Source organism: Calothrix rhizosoleniae SC01, from assembly GCF_900185595.1.
GTDB lineage: Bacteria > Cyanobacteriota > Cyanobacteriia > Cyanobacteriales > Nostocaceae > Calothrix_A > Calothrix_A rhizosoleniae.
The window spans coordinates 1-9,153 of sequence record NZ_FYBH01000183.1 but is presented as its reverse complement, the minus strand read 5'-3'; the positions used below and the strand labels follow the sequence as shown (position 1 = coordinate 9,153).

Below are 9,153 nucleotides of genomic sequence, written 5' to 3'. Positions count from 1 at the left end.
CTTAATACTGAATATATCCGAGAATCAAAATTAGAAATAATCCCTAATTCAATTCCCATTTTTTGCCATTTTTCTAAAGATGTTACCACATCAGAATATACAAACCAAGGCTCTGCTGTACCGAAGTGGATATAAAGTTCACTAAAAAAGCTAGAGAAGTCAGAAAATTGAGCAATTACCCCTGCTTTCTCAAATGTTTGGTAGGAAATGTTGCGCCACCATGTAAATTCGGATTGAGGAATATCTTGTTCATCAATACCAGGAAATACGGGTGGTGTGGATGCTTTAAAACAGGAAAAGAAGGCTTGATTGATAGTTTCGGCGTTAACTTCTATACCAAATTCTTGTGCTATTTGGCTATATACTTCCCCTACACTACCTTTAACACCAAAGAGGGTACCTACTGCATCTAAAAAAATTACTTTCGGTTGTTCTGTTTTCATTATTTTTACCAAACCAAAAATCCTATCCAACCTCCTGTTAGATTCATTATGATGTCACAAATAGTGTCAAAATAAATTAAATTCTAGGTTAATGATGTTTCAGTAATACTTGTAATAATTACTTTCCCTTTCTGCTTAAACCCAGGGTTATCACTTAATAAAACATACCTAATGACTAATATCCATCAAACTTCTGGTCGCTGGCAATTAGGTCTAGCATTATCTACTATAACTGTCACTTTGTGGGGAATTTTACCCATCGCTCTCAAGGTAACTCTACAAAAATTAGATGTATATACTGTTACTTGGTTTCGTTTTTTAGTGGCTTTTGTGTTGCTGGCGATTTACTTAAAAGTCCGGGGTCAATTACCAACAGTGACCAAATTGCGCTCTACTCCTAGTAAATTATTAGCGATCGCCATTATCTTTTTAGCTGTTAATTATATCTGTTTCCTCAAAGGTTTGGCACTAACCTCTCCGGCGAATGCTGAAGTGATTATCCAATTAGCACCGATTTTATTAGGAGCTGGTGGATTATTTCTATTTCAGGAGCGTTATACCTTGGTGCAATGGCTGGGAGTTAGTGTGTTTATTCTTGGCTTTACCCTATTTTTTCATGAACAAATAACAAATCTAATTACAACACCTAACACATATTTATTAGGTAGCGGTTTAGTAGTTTTAGGAGCTGTAACTTGGGCGACTTATGCCTTGGCACAAAAACAGTTATTACGTAGCTTATCTTCTACCCATATTATGGTGATTATTTATGGAATGTGTGCTTTAATATTCACCCCTTTTGCTACCATTAATACCATTTTCACCCTCAACATATTTTATTTACTTGTATTATTGTTTTGTGCATTAAATACAGTAATTGGCTATGGTGCTTTTGCTGAATCATTAGAACATTGGGAAGCTTCAAGAGTAAGTGCCGTGCTTGCTTCTGCCCCAATTATCACTTTAATATCCGTAGACACCGTATCCGCGATCGCACCTGATTTAATAGAGCCAGAAAATATAACATTTATAGGTATCTTCGGAGCAATTTTAGTTGTATTTGGTTCAATGACAATTGCTTTAGGTAAGGGTAATTGAATTTTTTTTCGGTGTTTGTACTTAAAATTATAATTACAATAGTCGTCTTTTTGGTGGCAACATGATAAACACGGAGGCATGTTATTTCTTGAATTTGTTATTATTTCACAGTAGTAATATTTAGTTGAGTTAATCTCTAATTCGGGTAAGCATTCAGTATTAAATATTTAGTAGTCAGGAAATCTGAGAATTGGCAATATTTATTTGCCAAAACTAGCAACTTCCCACTCTGATTTTGGATATTTAGTCATGAATTATTGCTAATTGAGGTAGGGAAATTATCTATTGTGGTTGTATTTGATTGGATAAATATTAACCAAGAGCAAAAAAACTCACACAATAACTGAATATTGAGGTAACATTCACCAATAAAATCTACCAGGGGATCTGCATAACTACCACAACGAATACCTCATGAAACAACATCATTGAAGCAGTTGAACGATGAAGAGTTTGTTTGGTAATGGGAACAGCGTCCTCAAGAAGTACTCGCTACCCTTTCTGTTGTCGATGCTGATACCAACCTTAGGGATGAGTGAATCTGCTCGATCAGCAGAACGAATTTATGCATCTTACTCAGCCTTAGAATTATCAATTCCAGTGACAGCAATGGAAAAATTTGCTCAAACAGGTAAAATTGAGCAAGAATTAGCTGTTTATCGCCAATACCTCAAGCCAGAGCAAATTAAAGAGTTACACCGGGTTTTAACTAGCCCGGTTAAATTGCATCCGGTAGCTGTTTCACAATTCCTCTATACCCAGCAAGGGGAGCTGTTGTTACGCAGGTTGGGAGATGTAATTAAAACCAGATCTCGACAACCAAAACCAGGATTTTATGCCTTACGCTCGGCGTTGATTTTAGCATCACAGGAACCCGGAGGTTTAACCTTATTAAATGTACTACGGAAGTATCCCACCGGTAGCATTCACATAGATTTGGCAAGAACTTTGGGAATTGCTTCTGAATTGGAAAAAATGGTGAGGGAAACAAACCGAGCAATTGCGACTGTGTCGCAAAAATCAGAGATAGAAGCAGCTAATATCCCATTCTCCCAGAATAATTTCCAGTTACAAAACTTGCGCCGTCCGGGAAAATTTAAATGGCAAAAAATCAAATCCCGAAAATTACTGGATTTTTCACGCAAAAGGTTAGTGCTGACAGATGTTTATTTACCTCAAAGCAAAACTAAAGCATCTGTAATTGTTATTTCTCATGGTTTAGGTTCAGATAGTAGCAATTTTAGATATTTAGCGTCCCATCTAGCATCCCATGGTTTTGCTGTAGTTGTTCCCAACCATCCTGGTAGCAATAGCAAAAAATTGCAATTGCTCCTGGATGGACGCACTGGGGAAATTATCCAATCCAATGAATTTTATGACCGACCTCTGGATATCAAATTTGTTTTAGACCGTTTGGAATCTGATCCCAGCCTCAAAAATCGTTTGAATTTGCAACAGGTGGGAGTATTTGGTCAATCTTTGGGTGGTTATACAGCTTTAGCTTTAGCAGGAGCAAAACTGGATTACAATCGCATTCAAAAGGATTGTAACTCCCAAGCAGTAAACAATACCTGGAATCTATCTGTATTACTCCAATGTGGTGCTCTCAAGGTAGAAAGAAAGAATCGAGAGAAAGATTTGCGTGATAGTCGAGTCAAAGCGGTAATTGCAGTCAATCCGATTACTAGTACTGTATTTTGTGAATCTGGCTTAAGCCAAGTACAAATTCCTGTAATGGTGGTTGCTAGCAGTGATGATACAGTCGCACCGGCGCTCTATGAGCAGATTCAGCCTTTTTCTTGGATTCCTACCTCTCAAAAGTATTTAGCTTTGCTCTCAGGAGGTACTCATTTTTCTACTATTGGTAATGGAAGCAGTACAAGTGAAGCAGTAGAATTACCTTCCCAGTTAATAGGAGATAATCCTAAACAAGCTCGTAGCTATATGAAGTCTTTGAGTATGCCTTTCTTTGGAACTTATGTTGTTGGTAGTTCCCAATATAAGCAATATCTCAATGCTGCTTATGCTAAAGTTCTTTCTCGCCAATCCATAGGTTTGAGTCTTATCCAGTCTCTGACACCAAATGATTTAGCACAATATAAAACTGTGGGGAGTAGGGAGTAGGGAGTAGGGAGTAGGGAGTCGGGAGTTAATAGTTGATAGTTGATAGTTGGGAGTTGGGAGTTGAAGCAGTCATACCTCCTAACTCCTAACTTCTTTTACTTGTAGACAGGGGTGTTCGTGAAGTATCCACAGACTCCATCGGGGGACTTCCCGCAAGGAGTGTTAACTAGGGCTTGCTGAAAAAGTATTTTGGTGAGGGTAGGGAGTGGGGAGTAGGGAGTGGGGAGTAGTTCCAGCCTCTTTATTTATATTATTTTTGCCAGAAAAAATAACAGATGCAAGGATTTTAAACCTAAAATCCTAATTTTCTTGCACGCCCCTCCCCAAGAAAATAGCCTCAAAGCATTGATAAATCAACATTTTTAAGTTATTCAGCAGACCCTAACTATTAATCAATTTTGATGTTAAAAGGTAAACGAGCATATATTCCCCTGGGATCGTTCATTCTTTGGAAAATGGCAATCTCTTGACGTAGCTTGTGAAACTCAGTTGTAAGTGGATCAGGTGTTGTATTAGGTGTAGTTTCAATTCCTAGAGCTGTTTTGGTTTCCTCAGCAACCTTGCCAAATAACTGCTCTTCTAAGCTATTCATCCGGGGATATTCTTGTAATTCCCAATCTTTCGCCAATTTAGCTTGTTTCGCAGCATACTCGATCGCTGAGTCTAAACCACCAATTTCATCAACTAATCCAATCTTTTTGGCTGCTGTACCAGACCAAACTCTACCTTGAGCAATTTCACTGACCTTATCTGTGGATAATTTGCGACCTTTGGCAACTTTATTTAAGAATAAACTATAAATCCGATTCACAGAACGCTGGTATAATTTCAACTCTTCAGCAGACTTGGGGCGAGCAACGGTTTGGGTGTCAGCATAGCGTCCTGTTTTGACTGCATCCCAAGTAATTCCATTGTCATTACCTAATTTTTGAGCATTAAATAACACACCAAATACACCAATGGAACCAGTAATGGTATTTGCTTCAGCAAATATGCGGTTGGAGTCCGTAGCAATCCAATAACCACCAGATGCAGCAACATCACCCATCGAGACCACAACTGGTTTAATTTCACGGGTCAGGCGGACTTCTCGCTGCATGATTTCCGATGCGGTGGCACTACCACCAGGACTATTAATCCGCAGTACTACAGCTTTGATATTTTTATTTTGCCTAATTTTGCGAAAGACTTTGGCAAAGCGATCGCCACCTACTTGTTCGTTTTCTCCTTCCCCATCAACAATTTCTCCTTCAGCATATACCACAGCAACTTTATTTTTTGATATCTTTTTTATACCTCCCTTGCTTTGGTCAACACCGGCATATTTTTTGATACTAATTTGCTTAAAGGTTTTGTCTTCTTTTTTACTAGCTGTAATTTTTTTCAGGTCTGCAACTACTTGATCGAAGTATGCCACTTGGTCAACCAAGCCGCGATTTTTCGCTTCATCTGCGAGTAATATACCTTGACTATCAGCGATCGCTTGTAATTTTTGGGGGGTAATTTTCCGACTACTACCAACACTGGTGCGCCATTCTCCCCAGACATCATTCAATAATCTTTGGGTTTGTTGGCGGTTCTCAGGACTAAGTTTTTTGAGTACCAATGGTTCAATGGCTCCCTTAAATTTACCCACTCGCACAATTTGCACACCGATGCCGTACTTTTCCAAGGCTCCGGTTAAAAACATTGGTTGGGTGCTCAAACCATTGACTTCCATAGCTCCTAGGGGATTCAACACCACCGTATTAGCTACGGAACTGAGGTAGTATTCTTTCTCTCCCCAATCCACACCATAGGCAATGATTTTTTTACCGGAGCTACGAAACGTATCTAATGCCTGACGAATTTCCTTGAGGGTAGCAAAGCCAGTACCAGTAGCACTGTTTGCTTTACTAGCATCAAGATAAATAGCTACAATTCGTTTATCATTCCGTGCTTTTTCTATGGAGTTAAGAACACTGTGGAGGGAAATTATAGTTTCATTTTCACCAGATAACACCTTTTGCAGGATTTGATTGGAACTGGGTTTACTGTCGGTGATTTTCATGGACAAGTCAAAAACCAGCACAGATTTATTTTTGACTGTTGGTCCAGCATCTTTAGAACTGGCAGCTGCAACAATTAATAATATTAGTCCTGTAGTGCCTAAACCAGCAAAAATCATTAGTCCTAGTAAAGTACCGACTAAGCTAGCAAAGGTCTGTTTGATAAAATTACCCATGTTTTTATTCGTTAATTATTAAATAGTCGGCAGCCATTAATGTTAAGAGTCAAAACCTAATTCTCAATGACATTACCGTGGCGCTGATTTATTTTTCCACCCCAGTACCCCTATGAGGCTCCCCTGCTCCCCTGCCTCTGACTAACTTCCCCCTTGTGAATGCGCTCCTAATAATAGTTTATCTATTCTATCGGGTAATTAAACTTCCTGAACTCTGTAATTGTTCTAACGTTTGGTTGCCGGTACAGAATAACACAGTCTTAATTTCTGCCATCAAAACCTGAGCCAATTCATCCACAGCCTCTTGGGAGTTTGTCGCAGCTTTGAGAAAAGGCATGGCTAATCCAGCAATATTTGCCCCCAAAGCGATCGCTTTACCTACATCTAATCCGTGGCGTAGTCCTCCAGAAGCAATTAAAGGTATATCTGGTGCTATGGCTCGAATACTAGTAATACACTCGGCTGTGGACAAACCCCAATCAGCAAAAGTTCTACCTAAACGGCGTTGTAAGGCATTTTCAGCCCTTTCGCTTTCTACTTTTGCCCAAGATGTACCCCCCGTACCTGCCACGTCAATAGCAGCAACCCCAGCCCCAATCAGTTTCTCTGCCATCACATCTGAAATCCCATTACCTACTTCCTTGGCAATGACAGGTATGGGCAACTTTATGCACAATTCAGCTATTTTGTCTATAATTCCATAAAAATTCTTGTCTCCCCGTGGCTGAATACACTCCTGTAGAGGATTGAGGTGAAGGATGAGAGCATCAGCTTGGAGAATATCAATAGCTCGTAGACATTGCTCTAAGCCATAATCATAATTGAGTTGTACTGCCCCCAAGTTGGCGAATAGGAGTATATCCGGGGCATATTTACGTACAGCAAATGTATCAGCAACCTCTGGCTTTTCCACTGCCACTCTTTGAGAGCCTACACCCATTGCTAATTGATATTTTTGCGCCACCTTTGCCAGACGTTGGTTAATCATTCCGGCTTGGGGAGTTCCCCCAGTCATGGAAGAAATTAGTAGGGGTGCCCCTAGCTTCTTATCCAAGAAATTGGTACTCAGATCAATATCTTGATAATCCAATTCAGGCAAGCAGTGATGGGTAAAACGGTAACGTTCCAAACCATTAGTAGCTTGGTGACATTGTACATCTGCTTCCAAACAAATGCGAATGTGATCGGCTTTGCGAGACTGAGTTGTTGCAGTTTCTGTGGAGGAAAGGTTCACGATGGCATCTAAATCTATTTGATGTGCTATTAACTATTGTCTCAGCCGATCGCAATTATTAAATCTCTAAAAAAGGACGTGCCAACATAAAACTACAAATTGATTTAGAATCCACTTGTTCTCCTTGTGCGATCGCTTGTTCCAATTCCATGGGAGTCATCAACACTGTTTCAATGTCTTCATCAGCTTCTTGGGCAGGAGGATTATCTAATTTTTGCAAATCTCGGGCTAAATAAGCATAAATAATTTCATCAGAATAACCAGGAGCAATGAAGAATTCTCCCAGCTTTTGCCAGGTTTGAGCATCATAACCTGTTTCTTCTTGGATTTCTCGCTGGATTGTTTGCAATGGATCTTCATTTGCTTCCACTGTACCTGCTGGAAATTCTAAAACTCTGCTGCTCACAGCAAAACGATACTGGCGTACAAGGATCAACTTACCCTCTGATGTGACTGGTACAGCCAGAGAACCACCAGGATGACGAATACATTCCCATTCTCCCTCAGATTGATTAGGTAAGCGCAAGCGATTGACTTCAAAGTTAAACTTACGCCCTTTATAAAGTAAGCACTGCTTAAGTAATTGTGGTAATTCTCTACCTATTTGCATAATTAAATTGTGAATGCATAAAAAACATTACAATAATTAGGGTGGCAAATCAGGAATTTGTGAAAGTTAAAACCTAAAAAACTATTAGTATCCTCTGTTACCAAAATGTGCAGCTGTCTGGGTCATTTGGGTCTGGGCATTCTTCACCTCCCCCCCACCAGGAGTAGTAAATTCCACTCTCTTCCATGAATTTCTCTACTTGATTAGCCGTTGTCGGATCACCATCAGGACTGTATTCGGGGCGGTAATTATCCCCAGCAGCTCGGTCTATAGCTTGGGATTGTAGAGATGCCAAGTCAAGCTGTTTAAAGATTTTATTGTCATTGCGGTCTAGTATGTAGTCTCCGTTATCGTCTGTTTTATAGTATTTTTTCAGATCAACATCATAGCCGATGTAGTCCATTGCCGTTAGGTCTACCCCTGTAAGTCTACGTATGGTGTTACTTGACATCAATGGATTCATAATGCCAGTATCGGGATTCTGATCTGCCCAGTGGCTTGCTTGCATTCCGTCACCACCCAAGCTAGTATTCGTACCTCTGGCAAATAGAGCTTCATAAGTCCTAGTTTCCTCGACAATCTTGCCTTTTTTATTGGTTGTCTGTTCTGTCTCAGTCAGGTTAAAGACAGTTTGACATCCATCAATGGAGAAATAGCGGCGGTGACTATCCACAGAAAAATCAATGGCACCTAGTGTTGCACTGTAATCTGAGCAGCGCATCATATCTAAGGTTGAGGGACGTGCTTGTGCTTGGCTTTGTATCGGATCTACACCACTAATAAAACCAAGATTATGGCCAATTTCATGGATAACAACACTGGTAAAATCAAACTTGTTTTTGTCAACTGTGCCTAGGGCATATTTATAACTCCAGTTATATCTCGAATTTAGTTGGATATAGCCGTGGAGTTCACTGTTGGAGCTGAAACTCAAACCCAGTGCCATCGCATTAGCAGCAGTAATCATCATCTGAGAATCATAACTCTCTGGAACCCCTTCCCCATCCTGGTAAATGGTCAGAGAATCATCATTCCGTGAAATCCATTGCCCATTCTGGTAAATAATCTTATAACGTGAGACTGAGCTATCCTCAAGATTAATGGCTGTTGGCAAAAAATTATTGTTTTGTCCTGCTAATCTTGCTTCAGCTTCTGCTCTAATTCTAAATTGATTGTAGTCATAGTTAGTTCTGAGATTGGGTACTGCAGCACCCATTTTTCCCCAGTCAAGTTCTTTCATATCCATGTGGATATTGACTGTAATATCATCTGTAATATAGTTCTCCCAAATTAAAGCAGCCAATTCAGCCGCCTCTTTTTGTTCTTCGGTAACGGAGGCTCCATAGGTAAGATTGATTTTCAGAGCTGCAACTGGTAAATTGCTCCCCAATATCAAGGTGGCTGCTAATGTTAATGGGGC

At 39.9% G+C, this 9,153-nt stretch carries 7 protein-coding genes; 2 read left to right on the top strand and 5 right to left on the bottom strand.

Features of this window, described 5'->3' with window-relative positions; genetic code table 11:
* On the bottom strand, positions 1–443 hold a 443-nt coding region (locus tag CALSC_RS11230; RefSeq protein ID WP_088241438.1), incomplete at its 3' end, for an HAD family hydrolase.
* A gap of 171 nt (positions 444–614) precedes the next feature.
* On the opposite strand from CALSC_RS11230, the gene CALSC_RS11225 reads away from it, so the two are divergent.
* Both CALSC_RS11225 and CALSC_RS11220 read left to right on the top strand, forming a co-directional pair.
* A complete protein-coding gene (locus tag CALSC_RS11225) occupies positions 615–1,541 on the top strand; it encodes a DMT family transporter (protein WP_088241437.1) in 927 nt (308 codons plus the stop codon).
* 444 nt (positions 1,542–1,985) lie between these two features.
* Positions 1,986–3,665 carry an alpha/beta hydrolase gene (locus CALSC_RS11220; RefSeq protein WP_088241436.1) on the top strand — a complete coding sequence of 560 codons (1,680 nt, stop codon included), beginning with the start codon at positions 1,986–1,988 and terminating at the stop codon, positions 3,663–3,665.
* Positions 3,666–4,053: 388 nt separating this feature from the next.
* Here CALSC_RS11220 and sppA read toward each other — a convergent pair whose 3' ends face one another.
* The 4 genes from sppA to CALSC_RS26420 form a co-directional block, all read right to left on the bottom strand.
* Positions 4,054–5,889: a signal peptide peptidase SppA gene (gene sppA / locus CALSC_RS11215; protein ID WP_088241435.1), complete on the bottom strand. Its 1,836-nt coding sequence runs from the start codon at positions 5,887–5,889 to the stop codon at positions 4,054–4,056.
* A gap of 187 nt (positions 5,890–6,076) precedes the next feature.
* Positions 6,077–7,123: a type 2 isopentenyl-diphosphate Delta-isomerase gene (fni, locus tag CALSC_RS11210; RefSeq protein ID WP_088241434.1), complete on the bottom strand. Its 1,047-nt coding sequence runs from the start codon at positions 7,121–7,123 to the stop codon at positions 6,077–6,079.
* Positions 7,124–7,181: 58 nt separating this feature from the next.
* The gene (locus CALSC_RS11205; protein WP_088241433.1) at positions 7,182–7,733 is read right to left on the bottom strand and encodes an NUDIX hydrolase; all 552 of its coding nucleotides are present in this window, start codon (positions 7,731–7,733) and stop codon (positions 7,182–7,184) included.
* A 97-nt stretch (positions 7,734–7,830) separates the two neighbouring features.
* Positions 7,831–9,153 (bottom strand): NF038122 family metalloprotease (locus tag CALSC_RS26420; RefSeq protein ID WP_088241432.1); only part of this gene is annotated, 1,323 nt, incomplete at its 5' end.